Source organism: Bacteroides gallinaceum, assembly GCF_030373775.1.
GTDB lineage: Bacteria > Bacteroidota > Bacteroidia > Bacteroidales > Bacteroidaceae > Phocaeicola > Phocaeicola excrementipullorum.
On sequence record NZ_JAUDEN010000016.1, the window covers coordinates 67174 to 81248 of the forward strand.

General features: G+C 49.3%; 13 protein-coding genes and 1 tRNA gene. 4 read left to right on the forward strand and 10 right to left on the reverse strand.

What is annotated here, in order from left to right; all coding sequences use genetic code 11:
* Positions 1–99 precede the first annotated feature (99 nt).
* The 3 genes from QUW60_RS10070 to fucI are packed head-to-tail and all read right to left on the reverse strand — an operon-like array spanning position 100 to position 3908.
* Positions 100–1485 carry a rhamnulokinase gene (locus QUW60_RS10070; protein ID WP_289560214.1) on the reverse strand — a complete coding sequence of 462 codons (1386 nt, stop codon included), beginning with the start codon at positions 1483–1485 and terminating at the stop codon, positions 100–102.
* A complete protein-coding gene (locus tag QUW60_RS10075) occupies positions 1482–2117 on the reverse strand; it encodes a class II aldolase/adducin family protein (RefSeq protein ID WP_258337240.1) in 636 nt (211 codons plus the stop codon). The genes QUW60_RS10070 and QUW60_RS10075 overlap by 4 nt, the downstream gene beginning before the upstream one ends.
* Before the next feature lie 18 nt (positions 2118–2135).
* On the reverse strand, positions 2136–3908 hold the full coding sequence (fucI, locus tag QUW60_RS10080; RefSeq protein ID WP_258337162.1) for an L-fucose isomerase: 1773 nt from the start codon (positions 3906–3908) through the stop codon (positions 2136–2138).
* A 196-nt stretch (positions 3909–4104) separates the two neighbouring features.
* On the opposite strand from fucI, the gene QUW60_RS10085 reads away from it, so the two are divergent.
* Positions 4105–4968: an AraC family transcriptional regulator gene (locus tag QUW60_RS10085; RefSeq protein WP_258337163.1), complete on the forward strand. Its 864-nt coding sequence runs from the start codon at positions 4105–4107 to the stop codon at positions 4966–4968.
* Positions 4969–5049: 81 nt separating this feature from the next.
* Here QUW60_RS10085 and bamJ (QUW60_RS10090) read toward each other — a convergent pair whose 3' ends face one another.
* Positions 5050–5907, reverse strand: a complete 858-nt coding sequence (gene bamJ / locus QUW60_RS10090; RefSeq protein WP_258337164.1) for a BamJ family beta-barrel-assembly machinery protein — start codon at positions 5905–5907, stop codon at positions 5050–5052.
* A 20-nt stretch (positions 5908–5927) separates the two neighbouring features.
* The gene (gene bamJ, locus QUW60_RS10095) at positions 5928–6512 is read right to left on the reverse strand and encodes a BamJ family beta-barrel-assembly machinery protein (RefSeq protein ID WP_258337165.1); all 585 of its coding nucleotides are present in this window, start codon (positions 6510–6512) and stop codon (positions 5928–5930) included.
* A 230-nt stretch (positions 6513–6742) separates the two neighbouring features.
* Here bamJ (QUW60_RS10095) and QUW60_RS10100 point away from each other — a divergent pair, with 230 nt between their 5' ends.
* Both QUW60_RS10100 and rd read left to right on the forward strand, forming a co-directional pair.
* Positions 6743–7441, forward strand: coding sequence for an SIR2 family NAD-dependent protein deacylase (locus tag QUW60_RS10100; RefSeq protein ID WP_258337166.1), 699 nt, complete (start codon positions 6743–6745; stop codon positions 7439–7441).
* 76 nt (positions 7442–7517) lie between these two features.
* On the forward strand, positions 7518–7682 hold the full coding sequence (rd, locus tag QUW60_RS10105) for a rubredoxin (RefSeq protein WP_258337167.1): 165 nt from the start codon (positions 7518–7520) through the stop codon (positions 7680–7682).
* A 71-nt stretch (positions 7683–7753) separates the two neighbouring features.
* Here the strand turns inward: rd and QUW60_RS10110 are convergent, their stop codons facing one another.
* On the reverse strand, positions 7754–8905 hold the full coding sequence (locus tag QUW60_RS10110; protein WP_289560218.1) for an acyltransferase family protein: 1152 nt from the start codon (positions 8903–8905) through the stop codon (positions 7754–7756).
* Positions 8906–9075: 170 nt separating this feature from the next.
* The gene (locus QUW60_RS10115) at positions 9076–10917 is read right to left on the reverse strand and encodes a MutS-related protein (RefSeq protein WP_289560220.1); all 1842 of its coding nucleotides are present in this window, start codon (positions 10915–10917) and stop codon (positions 9076–9078) included.
* Between the two features lie 191 nt (positions 10918–11108).
* Between QUW60_RS10115 and QUW60_RS10120 the strand changes: the two genes are divergently transcribed.
* The gene (locus tag QUW60_RS10120; protein WP_258337170.1) at positions 11109–11924 is read left to right on the forward strand and encodes an SDR family oxidoreductase; all 816 of its coding nucleotides are present in this window, start codon (positions 11109–11111) and stop codon (positions 11922–11924) included.
* Between the two features lie 111 nt (positions 11925–12035).
* Here QUW60_RS10120 and QUW60_RS10125 read toward each other — a convergent pair.
* The 3 genes from QUW60_RS10125 to QUW60_RS10135 all read right to left on the reverse strand — a co-directional run bounded on the left by QUW60_RS10125 (position 12036) and on the right by QUW60_RS10135 (position 14073).
* A tRNA-Leu gene (locus QUW60_RS10125) sits at positions 12036–12117 on the reverse strand.
* Between the two features lie 71 nt (positions 12118–12188).
* Positions 12189–13205, reverse strand: a complete 1017-nt coding sequence (locus QUW60_RS10130) for a S41 family peptidase (protein ID WP_289560222.1) — start codon at positions 13203–13205, stop codon at positions 12189–12191.
* Between the two features lie 13 nt (positions 13206–13218).
* On the reverse strand, positions 13219–14073 hold the full coding sequence (locus QUW60_RS10135) for a DUF3316 domain-containing protein (protein WP_289560224.1): 855 nt from the start codon (positions 14071–14073) through the stop codon (positions 13219–13221).
* Between the last annotated feature and the right edge of the window lie 2 nt (positions 14074–14075).

A 14075-nucleotide genomic window follows, 5' to 3' on the forward strand; every position in this document is an offset into this window, starting at 1 on the left:
TTTTCTTTTAGTTTAGATTTTATTTATAGAAAGAGGGGCTTCCCTGAGCCAGTTTGCCGGGAAACGACAGTCCTCAAAAGATATCCCTCCATCCGCCTGCTAATTTATCGCATGAACATCATTTTTGTTTTCAATCACTCCGCAGGCTTCAGCCTGTACCAGGATATTGCCTACAGCCGTCGCTTCTACCGGACCTGAAATGACCGGAATGCCCAACGCTTCTTCCGTAAGCCGGTTAAGCAAACGATTCCGGCACCCTCCGCCGATAATATGCAGGCATTCCACCGGACGGGGGAGCAACGCATTCAAACCGGCCAATCCCTCGCGATAGCGTACAGCCAGCGACTGCAACACGCAGCGCACATATTCTCCCTGCGTAACCGGCACCGTCAGGCCGTGCGACCGGCAATAAGAAACAATAGCAGCTTCCATATCATCCGGATGCCGGAAATCAGGAGCGTCTACATCAATACAAGGAACATCCGTCACTTTCTCTGCCTCAGCTATCAGAAAGTCATAATCAGCCTGCAATCCTTTGGCGGTCCATTGACGGACAAGACATTGCAAAATCCATAAGCCGGTAATATTCTGAAGGAAACAGATATTCCCGCCTACTCCGCCTTCATTGGTAAACCCTGCAACCCGAGCATTTTCGGTCAATAAAGGTTCATCCATTACGATGCCCAGCAACGACCATGTGCCGGAACTGAGAAACGCACTTACTTTCCCTTTCCGGAAAGGAACAGCATAAACCGCACTTGCCGTATCATGCGACCCCACCGATATGATCTTGACTGATGCAGGCAAGCCCACTTCTGCCGCGACATCCGGACATAAGGTGCCACGCACTGATCCAGGCATCAACAGTTTATCTTCGAAAAGATGAGCCGGAAGACCTAATCCTTCAACCAACGGACGGCTCCACTCACGCCGTTCAGCATCCAGCATTTCGGAAGTCGAGGCAATGGTATATTCATTCCCCGGAACTCCTGTCAGATAATAGGCGAACAAATCCGGCATAAACAAGAGGTGACGTGCTTCCTGCAGCCATGCCTTATTCTCCTTTTTGAGCGCATAAAGCTGGAACATTGTATTGATCGGCATCACTTGAATGCCCGTTTCCGCATAATGCGCTGCAACATCGATCCGACCAAACACCTCCTCCGGCACATGCTCCGTAAACGCATCCCGATAGCAAACCGGATTTCCCATCAGGTTACCGGCAGCATCTACCAGGCCGAAATCCACTCCCCACGTATCAATGCCTATGCTCAAGATATCCGTATATTTCGCGGCGGCCCGGCGCAAGCCTTCCTTCATTTCTTCAAATAGAGCCGGGAAATCCCAATACAAATGACGGCCGATGCGTATCTGACGGTTGGAAAAGCGATGCAGTTCGTCCAGCACCAGCTGACCGTCATTCACCACACCCGCAATCACGCGGCCACTCCCGGCTCCAAAATCAACTGCTAAAAAAGTACTCATTGCTTCTTGTTCAGAATGTAATTTTCCAAATCTTCGATTTCAGCCTGGTTCAGCACCTCATAAGAGCCTCCAGACAAAACGATGATACGGCAAGCCATCTCAAAGAACATGGCCCGTTCGAACACCTCGTCAAACCCTTTTCCGCATACAACCTGTCCATGCTTGCGCAACAGGCAAGAATTATGATTTGCCAAAGCTTTCTTTACATGCTCTGCCAGTTCGGGCGAACCCGGACGGAAATAAGGAATGACCGGTATTTCGCTGCCCACATGGCAAGGTATCTCCGCCGTGACATTGAAGTCTGCCGGCATGTCTTTCATACAAGCCACAGCCGTTGCATAAGGTGACTGAAAATGCAGCACTACGTCTACATCCGGACGTTCGCGCATGATTCCCAGGTGAAAGCCGCTTTCCATAGAAGGCCTCACGCCGTTCAGCACCTCTCCCGTAGACACATGGCACACAGACACCTGGTCTTTCCTCAATGAAGGCACCCACGAACCGGTTCCCGAAACGAGAGCCTCATCTCCAATGCGCCATGAAATATTGCCGCTGCTGCAAATTGTCAACCCTGCATCACCCACACGGTGTGCCTGCTGTATGAACTGTTCAATCTGTTCGTTAGAAATCATCTTCATCTCCTCCTTTCATTACTTGTAAATGGGTCCGTATGCAGCACATGCGCGATAATCAGCCCCTTCCTTATCCATTCCAAAAGCATTCCATGCAGCCGGACGGAAAATCTTGTCGTCCTCTACATTGTGCATACATACCGGTATACGAAGCATGGAAGCCAAGGTTATCAGATCCGCTCCGATATGTCCATAGCTGATAGCACCATGGTTAGCCCCCCAATTGTTCATTACAGAATAAACATCACGGAAAGCCGGCTTGCTGCACAAACGCGGAACAAACCAGGTTGTAGGCCACGTAGGATCTGTACGTTTGTTGAGCACCTCAAATATTTCAGGATCTACATCAGCCGTCCATCCCTCGGCTATTTGCAGCACCGGTCCAAGTCCCTTTATCAGATTCAGGCGCGACATGGTGACAGGCATTCCACCTTTCGACAAGAAATTGCTGGAGAAACCTCCTCCACGGAAATAGTCACGGTCGGCCGGAAGCCAGTTCGTTGCTTTCAGACAAGCCTCTGCGTCCTGTTCCGTCATCTCCCAGCAAGGCTTCATGCAAGGTTTCCCGGCTGCATCCGTACTTGCTCCTGTGGCGTCCAGCGTTGTGGCACCCGAATTGATCAGATGAATCATACCGTTCGAGGCAATACCCGTCAGTTCCTTTCCCGTTACGCGTTTCACGGCTTCCGGACTCCAATAGGTACGCACATCGCTGAACATCTGCCCGCATCCTGTCAGCAAATTGCCAAACAGCATTGCTACGGCATTGCAAGAATCATTCTCTGTAGCCAACACATAAGCCTTTCTTATGCCGTTCCAGTCAAACGTGCTGCACATCAAAGCCTCCGTAAAGTCACCGTTCGGCTTCCAGTCCGTCCACTGGCGCTGTCCCTGGAAACCGGCAGCAATGGCATGATGGCCGATAGCCTCCTCTTTAAATCCCAGTTCACGCAGTTTCGGATTGCCCTGCATCAGATCTCTGACAATCAGAGTCATTTTCACGACAAATTCCCAGTCGGCATCCTTCTGTTCCCGAGTCTTCTGCCGTTCAGGACGATTCTTGTCCCATCCTTCGTTCGACTTGCAGTACTTTTCAGTCCAGGCCATCGCCTTTTCAAACTCTTCATGATCATAAATGCCTTCGTCCATACGGCGCAGGATTTCCGTTTCATCCACGCTTTCGTTCCGCATGCCCAAATATTCCTGGAAGAAGTTCTGGTCTACAATACTTCCCGCAATGCCCATACACTGGCTTCCGACAGACAGATAGCTCTGGCCGCGCATTTGTGCAACGGCAATGGCTGCACGTGCCCAACGCAATATCTTCTCCGCCACATCATCCGGAATCGAATTGTCATCTGCATCCTGTACGTCATGTCCATAAATGCCAAATGCAGGAAGTCCCTTCTGGGCATGGCCAGCCAACACTGCCGCAAGGTATACAGCTCCCGGACGTTCCGTTCCGTTAAAACCCCACACGGCTTTCGGCCAGTAAGGATTCATATCCATCGTTTCTGATCCATAGCACCAGCAAGAAGTGACAGTAATCGTTGCACCGACACCCTCACGCTCAAACTTCTCGGCGCAAGCGGCACTTTCACCGACACGGCCTATCGTTCCATCGGCTATTACACACTCTACCGCCTTGCCATCGGCATACTTCACCTGAGATGAAATCAAATCAGCCACGGCCTGAGCCAACTTCATTGTCTTTTCTTCCAGACTCTCGCGGACACCTCCTTGCCGACCGTCTATGGTCGGGCGGATTCCAATTTTAGGATACTTGCTCATAATATAAGAGATTTGTTGTTAATTTTGAACTGTAATGCAAAATTAGACGTTCCAGCCATTTACGAATGACACGAATCCGACATTCAATAGGACAATATCGACTTCCTGCTTTTTCTTTGCCGAAAAAAAGCGCACCCGCTTATGCATGGGCAAAAGCCTTTTGACTATCTTTGCATATCACCAGCGGAGAAACAAAATGAACAACGACATAGACCAGATGCATTTTCTTGTTCTTCACATAGGAGAAGCCTACTGCCTGAACAACTGGAACTACAAAAACATATGCAGTCCCTTTACGCGCATGTATTACGTAACGGAAGGACATGCCCAGATCGTATTGCCCGACAAGACACAGGACTTGTATCCGGACTTCATGTATATTGTGCCGGCCTTCACTCCGCACAGCTATATCTGCCGGGAGGAATTCCGGCACTACTACATCCACATTTACAACGAATCGGGGCACGATATCCTTGAAGACTGGATACTGCCGACAGAAATAAAAGCCGAGAAAGGGATACTTTCCCGCATCAAGAAACTGCATGAGCTATGCCCGGAAATGGAACTTACGCAGACAGACCCGAAATTCTATGACAACAATTCCACACTGAACAAGAACATTCTGAAGAACAAGCAGAGGGAATTATACGCAAGAGTGGAGTCGCGCGGAATAATCTACCAGCTTCTGGCACAGTTCCTGCATCTTGCCCAGCCCAAACAATACGTAAGGGACGAGCGCATCACCAAAACGCTGGAGTATATCCGCATGAATCTGAACAGCCATCCCGACCTCGATGCGCTGGCAGCCGTTTCGTGCCTTTCGAAAGACCACTTGATCAGACTGTTCAAAAAAGAAATCAACATGACTCCACTGGCATACATCAATAAAAAGAGAATCGAAAATGCCCAGCTCAAACTGGTAACTGAAACCACACCGATAAAAGAAATCGCCTACCAGCTGGGATTTGAAGACCAGACCTATTTCAACCGCATGTTCAAGAAAATGACAGGACTGACACCCATGAACTACCGCAAAAGCTTCCATGACACCGGACTGTAAGAGCTGCTTCCGGGGGCAACATAAAAAAATCCTCCGCCCGTGAGGACGAAGGATTCTTGCATCTACAATATATCTGTCGGTTTATTTCTCGATGCTCACCAGTTCCACTTCAAAAATCAGCGTAGAGAACGGCTTGATCTTGCCAGTCTGACGAGTTCCGTAAGCCAGTTCCTGCGGAACATACAGTTCCCACTTAGATCCTACAGGCATCATCTTCAGCGCTTCCTGCCAGCCTTTGATCACACCTCTTACAGACATCGTTGCCGGTTTGTCCTTAGAGCTGTCGAACTCTGTTCCGTCAATCAGCGTACCTTTGTAGTTCACTTTCACTCTTGACTTTTCGGTCGGCTTTTCACCGTTGCCCATCTTGATCACTTTATACTGGAGTCCGCTCTCTGTAGTCTGGATTCCTTCCTTCGACTTGTTGCTTGCCAGGAAGTCTTCGTTCTGCTTCTTGTATTCGCCGAACTTTTCTTCCAGAGCCTTCACGCGGATAGCTTCAGACTTAACTTCCACATACGCATTGGCAGAGTCAGCTGTAGCCATACCGTGTCCCTTCACCGTTGCGATGAATCCTGCAAGGAAGTTATCCTTGTCAATAGTCTTAGTTGTGTCTTCGCCAAAGATACGTTTGTTGGTATAGTCAAACATTTCGTCGTTGCTGATCTGCTGGCCAATCTGAATACCTGCCAGATATGCCTTTTCTTTCGCGTCAGTTTCCTTGCAGCCCTGTTCCAGACCTTTGATGAAGTCTGCCACGTGAGCCGAGTCAATGCCCAGACGTCCGTGAACGAAATCCATCAGGCCGCGTGTGTTTGCTGCACCCAACATATAAGAAAGCGTGTCGACATCAGTTTTCAGGTTCGCTTTCGGACCCTGCGCACATGATGCAAGTCCCGCAGCAGCGGCAAGCACCATAAAGAATGTTCCTTTTTTCATTTGCTTTTTCTAATTTTTTATTATAAAACTTCGATTAATTCCACTTCAAAAATCAGTGTGCTGTAGGGAGGAATCATATCGCCTGCTCCCTGCACGCCGTATGCCAGTTCCGAAGGAATATAGAGTTTCCACTTCGCTCCTTCCGACATCAACTGCAGAGCTTCCACCCATCCCTTGATGACCTGGTTTACGCCGAACACGGCCGGTTCGCCGCGCTTGATGGAGCTGTCGAACAGTGTGCCGTCGAGTAGCGTGCCCTCATAATGGCAGCGCACGCGGTCAGTAGCTTTCGGCTTCTTCCCGTTTCCTTCCCTGATCACTTCATACTGCAATCCGCTGGGCAAAGTCACTACATTGGGATTGTTCCGGTTTGCATCGAGAAAAGCCTTTCCCTGCGCTATATTTTTTTCGTTGACGCTTTTTTCAAGCTCAGCAAAATAATTGTTCACAATCTCACGCGCCTCATTGTGCGTAATGGCTGTCTTGTTACCTTCCAGCACATCTTTTACAGCCTGGGCGAAATCATCGGCATTCAAGTCTTTCGCTCCCATACTTAACAAGTTCTGACCGATTCCAAGGCCAATGGCATAACTGAATTTGTCCATACGATAGATTTAAATCTTTACATTATTTTATTCTTGCGCGGCAAAGGTATCCTTTTTCCATGAATATGAGGAATTTTGACTGATAAAATTTCTTATTTCAGAAGATATGCATCCATCCCGCAGAAAAGAGCCTTCATCTTTTTTCCATAAACTGAAAGCACTTCCGGACACATGCATTCATTTTTATCGCTACATTTGTAAAGTCAAACAAAACATTAGGAGGAACTAAAATGAAGAATCTGGTTGTACTGACGGGAGCCGGAATGAGCGCTGAAAGCGGCATCAGCACGTTCCGCGATGCGGGAGGACTTTGGGAGAAATATCCTGTGGAACAAGTGGCCACACCCGAAGGCTATGCCGCCAACCCGGAACTGGTCATCAATTTCTACAATGAGCGGAGAAAGCAGCTGCTCGACGTGAAGCCCAACAGGGGACACATCCTGCTGGCCGAACTGGAGAAGGATTTCAACGTGACAATCATTACGCAGAATGTAGACAACCTGCACGAACGCGCCGGGAGCAGCCATGTCATCCATCTTCACGGAGAACTGACAAAAGTGACATCAAGCCTGCAACCGAACAATCCGAAGTGCATCAAGGAGCTGAAGCCGGACGAATACTGCGTGAAGATGGGCGACAAAGCCGCCGACGGATCCCAGCTGCGCCCGTTCATCGTATGGTTCGGCGAACCTGTCCCGATGATCGAAACGGCCATCGACCATGTGATGAAAGCCGACATCTTCGTCATCATCGGCACATCGCTGAACGTCTATCCGGCCGCAGGCCTGCTGAACTACGCTCCGGCCGATATACCTGTCTATCTGATCGACCCTAAAGAGGTGCATATCGGCTCCGGAAGAAGGGTGAACGTAATCCGCATGGGAGCTTCGGAAGGTGTTGAAGAATTAAAAAAAATGTTATTGCAATAATCAGTTGAACAAATTCTTTTTATATTTGTTTTTGATTTAAACGAACAATGATTACTAACTTAAAACAAAGCAGATTATGAAAAAATACGTTTGCACTGTTTGCGATTGGGTTTACGATCCTGAAATAGGCGATCCGGATGCAGGAATCGCTCCGGGAGTTGCTTTTGAAGACCTTCCCGAAGATTGGGTTTGCCCGGTTTGCGGCGTAGGAAAAGAAGATTTCCAACCGGTAGAAGAGTAAAAGAACGGAGTCTGGAACTCCACCTAAGCATAGGAGGATGCCGCGCTGCGGCATCCTCTTTTTTATTCCGGTCAACGGTAAAACCGTTTCAGCCACCTCCTTACCGGCTCGTCATAAAACTTCAGACAGAGATATGCCAGAAGAATATTCCCGATGAACAGGCCCGCGGCAGCCGGCCATACCTGTCCGAAGGTCAGACCATTGTTCCACACCCACGCATAGAACAGATACATCGAAGGATAATGCACGATATAGATGGGATAAGAAATATCTCCCAGAAACTTGCATATCCTCGAACTGGTCCTGTCGGTAGTACATCCGGACGCTCCCAGCCAGACAAGTACGGGAAAGACAAGAACCACGCATACGGTGTCATAAACGCCGTTCATCCAAGGCGCACCGCTTCCTCCCACATGAGGCACGGAGAGCAAAAGGGCAACAATGAGGCTGCACAGCCAGAAAGCGCCACGGATATGAACCGGCCTGAACACACGCGACATCAGCAACCCCATAGGAAATGCAAAAAGCAGGCGCAGCATTCCGCCCGGCAGATTGGTTCCGGCAAGCGTCCAGCCCACCCCGAGATGGCCGTAACCCGAACCGTTTCCCACAGCATATCCGGCCAGACCCAGCGCAGAGGCACCGACCAGCACGGCCAGCCAGCGGACAGAAAGACGGCGGATAAAAAGCGCATACAAAATATTACCTACATACTCAAAAAACAACGACCAACTCGGCCCGTTCAAGGGATACATCTCTCCGTTGCCTCTAACCTCCGGACCCGTACCCAGCAAAACAGGCAAAAGCAGACAGCCCATCACCAGAGCCACACCGACCCATGGAAGAGATACAGCCGTATGGTCCCACTTCTCGCATCCCTGCATACAGAAAGCAACAGCGCCCAGCACCGCTCCCATCACCACCATGGGATGAAGGCGGATCAGACGGCGCTTGAAAAAGCTTTTCAATGTCATCTTGCCGCTCGGCCAGCGGTCATCGTAGGCATACCCGATAACAAAACCGGAGAGAATGAAAAAGAAGTCAACGGCCAGATAGCCGTGATTGAACCGCTGGTCGTAAGGGCTCGTGGCGAATCCCTCGAACACGTGATACCAGATAACCAGCAATGCCGCCACTCCGCGCAGCCCGTCAAGCAGTTCATAGTGCGGCTTGGTATCCGCAAAAGCAGCAGAAGACGCCTTTTCTACAACAGTGTCTTTCATAATAACATCACAATATAATATTTCATAATAACATCACAATATAATAAATTAATAAAACTCGCCGGATCCCCGGATAAAGCATGTCTTCAGTTTGGAGATACACATCTTTAAGCTAGAAACAGCCATCTTTAGGCTGAAGATTTATATCTCCAGCCTAAAGATACAGTTTTTCACGAACAACCATACTTTTTTTGCCGGTCGTCCGCACTTTTTTCATCCGCTATGGTTATGCCCATCTTCTTCATCAGGAAGCAGGCGTTCATGTTCTGTGCCACCCCTTCACGCAACCTGTAGGAAAACGTGAGTTCATCATCCGTGATGTCAGCCTCAAAGCAATAGTTCCGTATATATTCGGGAAACTGGTCTTCCAGCTTTCCGAGAAGCAGGTCATGAGTAGCGATGATTCCGTTGGCGCGCAGACGCATGAACTGGCGGATCAGATCAAAAGACCCCTTCTGCTTGTCGGCCGAATTAGTTCCTTTCAGAATCTCGTCAAGAATGATGAAGAGTTCGTTCCCTTCGTCCAGCAGATCTATAATCCGCTTCAAACGCTTCAGTTCGGCAAAGAAATAAGATTCATTATCCGAAAGCGAATCGGAGGTGCGCAAGCTGGTGACCAACTGGCTGGGACAAAGAGTGAGCGACCTGCAACAGACAGGAGCGCCGATACATGCCAGCAAATAGTTCACGCCGATGGTGCGCAGATAGGTGCTCTTACCAGCCATGTTCGCGCCGGTTATAATAAGGAAATAAGGTCGGGAAGGTATGGCCGCATCATTCTTCACGCATTGCTGCTCCGGCATCAGAGGATGTCCCATTTCCGAAGCAAGGAAACAGAAGGGGGTGTCGGTCAGGACGGGATAAACATAATGAGGGCGGTTGTAGGCAAACGTACCCAACGAACACAGCGCATCAAGCTCTCCCACCGCTTCCAGCCAGTCCATCACATACCTTCCGTAACGCTCTTTCCAGCGTTCGATGCGCACAATCTGCTGCAACTGGAAGAATATGCTTCCTTCAAGAAGGACATAAAGCAACTGGTTGTTGCGCAAGTCCAGGCGGTCGAGTTCATTCGAGAGCTGTAGCAGTGCGTCCACCGGCGACTTCCCGTCCATATCCAAACGCTCCATCAGGCGGTTCATGCCTTCCGATTTCCACTCTTCCTTCTTGGCAAGCGCAATCAGCCGGGCATATCCGTTGAGTGTTTTCAACTGCTTGCCGTAGTCTTCCTGAATCCGTGTGGCACGCTTGATGATACCGAAGCTCACTATAACAAAACAGATGAATGACAGGCCGAACCATTGGACGGAAATCAGGCCGAACAAAGAAGTTATCAACAGGAGGCTGTTAATAAGTGGCACTCCCCAAATGCAGAGTTTCACCCAAAGGGCATTCACATATTGGCAGGGAGCCTGAATCCAGCTCTGTATATTTTCCTCGTCATCCGGATTGCCCTGATGCACAAGTCCCGTTATCCGGAACTGCTCACGAAAGTCCGCACGGACGCTCAAGTCCTTGACAATCTCCTGCCTGCACTCAATCTCAGCCTTTGTCTTGAGATGTGCCTGCATCCAGTGTGCCAGACGTTTCTTTCCGAAACAGGTGCAAGTGCGGCAAACGGCCTGAAACAAAGAGCGACGGCCGAAGAGGTCAAGGTCGAAAGAATAGAGATGCTCCGGATCAACAAATTCATCTCCCCTGTCAAAGCAACTGTAATCACCTTTCAGTCCGGCAAGTTCTTCCATATTGACACGCTTTTGAACTTCGAGCCAGGCCTTGCGGTAAAAAAGCCGGTTATGGATCTTTACCAGCACAAAGAAAGGAACAAACGTGCAGCATGCCCATAGCCACAAAATCCAACTGTCGGTCGGATACAGCCAAATGATTCCAACAATACCTGCAACAAACAATATCACACGCAGCATGCTCACCCGCATGATCCGTGCTTTCACTTTCCCCAATTCCAGCTCTGTGGACGAAATTCTCTGAGCGTAATGCTTTTCTGGCTCCATATCTGTTTTTTTGTTTGCGGCAAAGGTAAAGAAAAAGGTTTAAAATACTGTTAAATGGCAATGCATGTTTGCTTTTTTACCGATAAAATCGCTTCTTTGCAGCCAGTTAGATAGCGTGTACGACAACTCCGTGTTCGCACACAATATAATATAAGGACAGATATTCAATTCAATAAACAAATCTAATCATTATGGCAAACGAACTGTTTAACGTAAAAGACAAAGTAGTAGTAGTGACCGGTGGAACCGGTGTGTTGTGCAAGAACATTTCAAAGTACCTTGCTGAACAAGGTGCCATAATCATCGCGCTCGGGCGCAAAGAAGAAGTGGGGAACGCACTGGTAAGCGACATCAAGAGCCAAGGCGGTGAAGCCATGTTTCTGAAAACGGACGTGATGAGCAGAGAAGCTCTGGAAGCCGACAGAAAAACAATCCTGGACAAATACGGACGCATCGACGTGCTTCTGAACGGTGCGGGAGGCAACATGGCCGGAGCAATCATCCCGCCCGACAAGACTTTCTTTGACCTCGACATCGACGCTTTCAGAAAAGTTGTCGACCTGAATCTCTTCGGAACGGTATTGCCTACAACTGTATTCGCTTCTGCAATGGTTGAACAGAAGAAAGGTGTAATCGTAAACTTCTGCTCCGAATCGGCTTTCCGGCCCTTGACCCGTGTCGTAGGCTACAGCGCGGCAAAAGCTGCAATCGCCAACTACACCAAATACATGGCAATCGAAATGGCTACGAAGTTCGGCGAAGGCATCCGTGTCAATGCCATTGCTCCGGGATTCTTCCTCACGGAACAAAACCGCTCCCTAATGACTAACCCTGACGGCACGCCGACCCCACGCATGCAGTCTGTTATCGCGCATACGCCTTACGGCCGTTTCGGAAAGCCGGAAGAACTGTACGGCACCATCCATTATCTTATCAGCGACGCTTCAAGCTTCGTAACGGGTGCTGTTGTGGTTGTTGACGGAGGATTTGACGCATTCAGCATCTAAATCAGACAGAATACTAAAAAGACACCAGGCTGCGGGTTTCTCTCATAGAGTTTCAATCACCCTCCAGCCTGGTGTCTTTCGTTTATGCCGTTTGGCCGGCACGATAGTCTGTGCGCCTGATAGGACTCGAACCTACACGTCTCACGACACCAGATCCTAAGTCTGGCGCGGCTACCAATTACGCCACAGGCGCGCACAACGATTGCTAAAAATCTTTTGCGGCTGCAAATATAACGTTTCTTTTTCTTTCAGCCAAATTTTATTTTAGTTCTTTAACACACCACAGGCCTCCTCAATCATTGTATCCTTGCCTTCCTGCATGTCTTCGCTCAACATGTCAACTCGAATATCGGGCTCAATGCCAAACTCCAGCTGGTTCATATCGGGATCAAACATCGGACTGGCGGAAAAACGGATTGACCATCCGTTGGGAAGTTCCGAACTGAACGGCAGCCCTGAACCTCCGCCCGTCACATCGCCCATTACCGTAACATTGGGCAACTGCTTCATGGCATTCACAAAATCATTCGTTGCGCTATATGAACGGCGGTTGGTCAGCACGACACATTTTTTCTGCCACCGGATGCCGTCCGAAGGCTCCAGATAGACTTCTTGCGGCTCTGAGAAGTCGTTATGGCCAGGGCCGGTCTTATGAGACATGTAGCCGACCAGCACCTTTTCGTTGGTAAAGCGCGCCGCCAGCTTTTGCGCTGTGGTCAGCGCACCTCCTCCATTATTCCGGACATCTACGATCAGGCCGTCGCATACACTCATCTTATACAGCATCTGATCGAGATTCCCGTCACCGATACCGTCAGAGAAACTCTCGCAATACACATAACCTATATTGTTTTCCAATATCTGATAAGTAAGCCCTGAAGAGTTGATATAGTCTTTTTTCAAATAATTGCTCTGGATGCTGTCGCTGAAGTTTCGGGGATAGTTGTCGAACCATGCGCGATATTGTGATGTTCCTATCGAACTGCTCAGGTTGACATGTCCGTCGCGCAGCTCGTTGACCATTTCTGAAAGCACTTCAAACAAAGCCTCAGACCCCATCGACGATGTGATGCGCTCGGCATAGCGCGTATGAACCTCGCTCCAGTCGAGTCCGTACTCCTGATTCTTGTATTCGAGGAAGCAATACTGCTCGTCGATTATCTTCCAGAGCGCTTCGAAATTGTCTTGAGGGGAGTTTCCGGAAAAATCCTCCCGGATGCAGGACGTGGATGCAAACAGCCATCCGCAACATATAAACAGCATCAGCAACAAACGTTTCATTTCTTTTTGTCAATTAAAAGGGAGTTACACGATTAGGCATACTGACCTTGCGTCTGCCCTTCAGCAGATAAAGATTCTTTACAAACCCGACCATAAAGTCATGCGAATAGACATGCGACTTCAAGTGGTTCACCTTCGCCTGCTGGATATTGCAGACATAACCCACCCTCATCACCACCTTCCGCACGGGAAAGTCAAGCGTAAGCATCTGTCTGAGTGAAGGGTTGTTGTGGAAAGACGTGAAAGCCACATGCCGCCCGTCGTGTCCCAAAGAAAACATTTCATAATAGGATTCGCCGAATTCCGGAGAAAACATTGCTCCCAAGACGGGCAGATCGGCCTGATAGCGCAGCACCATCGGATAGTGCGCGATGCGGAACTTATAAACAAGCATGCCCGAAGCGTCAATGCTTCCGTATGCTTTTGCCTGGGCCGGATTGTTAGAGTTCCGCACATTATAGATTCCTCCTACAGTAAGGTCAAGCATCGGCCCGAAAAGAATCCTCAGATCATCATTGATACGGAACTGGTAATGAAGCCCGCAAGTCCAGTTGAAAAAGCCTGAATACATCTCACCTGTCCCGGAACGATTTTTCGTATACGAGCCGCTGGCCTGCACCAGATTCTGCACCGACACGTTTCCGTCCATAAGCCGTGTCATCCGCATGCTCTCGTGGAGAATGCGCACTTCCGGCCCCTTGTATTCTACCGGAGAAAGATATGTTTCAAACACATTCGACTTCCCCGCTCCAATCATCGTCGAACGCATCACATAGCGAGTGGCGCGCAGGCTGTCTTCCTGAGCCGAGGCCCGCAGCACACACAGCATGCAAGCCAATATCGCGGATAACAATACGATTCGTTTCATTT

Bases quoted from the DNA above. Each gene is read 5' to 3' on its own strand.
- QUW60_RS10070 (WP_289560214.1), bottom strand. From the start codon at position 1,485: ATGAGTACTTTTTTAGCAGTTGATTTTGGAGCCGGGAGTGGCCGCGTG.
- QUW60_RS10075 (WP_258337240.1), bottom strand. From the start codon at position 2,117: ATGATTTCTAACGAACAGATTGAACAGTTCATACAGCAGGCACACCGT.
- fucI (WP_258337162.1), bottom strand. From the start codon at position 3,908: ATGAGCAAGTATCCTAAAATTGGAATCCGCCCGACCATAGACGGTCGG.
- QUW60_RS10085 (WP_258337163.1), top strand. From the start codon at position 4,105: ATGAACAACGACATAGACCAGATGCATTTTCTTGTTCTTCACATAGGA.
- bamJ (WP_258337164.1), bottom strand. From the start codon at position 5,907: ATGAAAAAAGGAACATTCTTTATGGTGCTTGCCGCTGCTGCGGGACTT.
- bamJ (WP_258337165.1), bottom strand. From the start codon at position 6,512: ATGGACAAATTCAGTTATGCCATTGGCCTTGGAATCGGTCAGAACTTG.
- QUW60_RS10100 (WP_258337166.1), top strand. From the start codon at position 6,743: ATGAAGAATCTGGTTGTACTGACGGGAGCCGGAATGAGCGCTGAAAGC.
- rd (WP_258337167.1), top strand. From the start codon at position 7,518: ATGAAAAAATACGTTTGCACTGTTTGCGATTGGGTTTACGATCCTGAA.
- QUW60_RS10110 (WP_289560218.1), bottom strand. From the start codon at position 8,905: ATGAAAGACACTGTTGTAGAAAAGGCGTCTTCTGCTGCTTTTGCGGAT.
- QUW60_RS10115 (WP_289560220.1), bottom strand. From the start codon at position 10,917: ATGGAGCCAGAAAAGCATTACGCTCAGAGAATTTCGTCCACAGAGCTG.
- QUW60_RS10120 (WP_258337170.1), top strand. From the start codon at position 11,109: ATGGCAAACGAACTGTTTAACGTAAAAGACAAAGTAGTAGTAGTGACC.
- QUW60_RS10130 (WP_289560222.1), bottom strand. From the start codon at position 13,205: ATGAAACGTTTGTTGCTGATGCTGTTTATATGTTGCGGATGGCTGTTT.
- QUW60_RS10135 (WP_289560224.1), bottom strand. From the start codon at position 14,073: ATGAAACGAATCGTATTGTTATCCGCGATATTGGCTTGCATGCTGTGT.